Genomic DNA, 1,468 nt, shown 5'->3' with positions numbered 1-1,468 from the left:
CCGCGTTGGACGCGATCTCCCGGATCGAGGCACCCATCTGCTCCGCACCCGCGGCCACCGTCTCCACGCTGCGGGAGACCTCCTCCGCCGCACCCGAGACCACACTCGACTGGGCGGAGGTCTCCTCGGCGGAGGCCGCGATCTGCGCCGAGGAGGCGCTCAGCTCCTCCGAGCTGGCCGCGACCGCGTCCGCCGAGGAGACGATGTCGGCGATGGTGGTCGCCATCGCGTCGGCAGCGGTGTTGAGCGCCGTGGCCATCTGACCGATCTCGTCACGGCCGCGCACCGCCAGGCGGGTGGTCAGGTCGCGCGCAGCCAGCCGCTCGAGCCCGGCCTTGACCTCCTGGACCCCGCCGGTGATGCCGCGGGAGACGAGCAGCGCCAGGGCGCCACCGAGCACGAACGCCAGGGCGGAGACGACCAGGGAGACCGTCAGCGTCTCGCTGCGTGCGTCGGCGACCGCGGCCTCGGACTCCGCGACCCGGGCGTCGACCGACGCGACCAGCTCCACCATCGCCTGGTCGAGGACGTAGAAGACGTCCCACTTCTCGCCCTGCGAGAGGGCGTCGCCCTCGTCGAGGCGCCCCTGCTGCCACAGCAGGAAGATCTGGTCGTTGTAGTCGCTCATCAGCGCCCAGTTCTGCTCGATCACCTCGAGGCTGGCCTCGGCGTCGGCGTCCAGCTGGTCGCGGTCCAGGTCGAAGAGGGCCTCGAAGCCGGTCGCGCCGTCGCGGTAGGCGGCGACGTTGTCGCCATCGGCAGCCGCGGCCACGGCGCCGCCCTCGACCCGCGCCTTCCAGGCGGTGATGTTCTGCCAGTTGGCAGCCCAGAGCAGGTCGTAGCGCGCCCCCTCCACGACGCGCTGCGCGGCGACCGCGTCGCGCGCCTCGGCGTGCAGATCGGCGACGCGCTGGGTGCCGGTGATGCCGGTGACCGTGGCGGCCAGCATGCCCAGCAGGAGGGCGGCGCAGACCGCGAAGATCCGTGTCCCGATACCGCGGTCGCGGTACCAGTGCCGACCTGTTGCGTCGGGCCGTGGTGCGGACATGGCGAGGCTTCCTCGTTCTCGAGCGGGCGGGCCGACTGCCCTGCCCCGGGGGTTCGGAATGCGTTCGGTGCGAGCAGATCGTCACCCGACCGATCGGTTTCTCAACGTTGAAGAAGTCCGTGTCGCGCGTGCCGCGGAAAATGCCTGGGTGACCATTCTCAGGCCGGCAGATTTGTCGACCCGAGCACGAGGAGAGGCGGGGGGCCCGACCAGAATGGTCGGAAGCCCCCCGCCTCGGGGAGTCGCCGGCGGTGCGTCAGTAGACGAAGCGCCCCACGGTGGTCCGCAGGTCCGCCGCCATCCGGGACAGCTCGTCCACGGCGGTGCGGGTCTGGGTCAGCGCCTGGGTCGTGGCGTCCGCGGCCGTGGAGACGCTGGTGATGTTCTCCGCGATCTGCCCCGTACCGCCGGCGGCCTCCT

General features: G+C 71.9%; 1 protein-coding gene and 1 pseudogene. Both read right to left on the bottom strand.

Features of this window, described 5'->3' with window-relative positions:
* Positions 1 to 1,048: HAMP domain-containing protein (locus ACI8AG_RS20470; protein ID WP_456598495.1), on the bottom strand; the 1,048-nt coding region annotated here is incomplete at its 3' end.
* 256 nt (positions 1,049 to 1,304) lie between these two features.
* Positions 1,305 to 1,468, bottom strand: a pseudogene (locus tag ACI8AG_RS20465) (methyl-accepting chemotaxis protein); the annotation flags it as partial.

It is taken from the genome of Blastococcus sp. SYSU DS0552, assembly GCF_054050815.1.
Note: the sequence above shows the minus strand (reverse complement) of the source record. Positions and strands in the feature narration are given on the sequence as shown.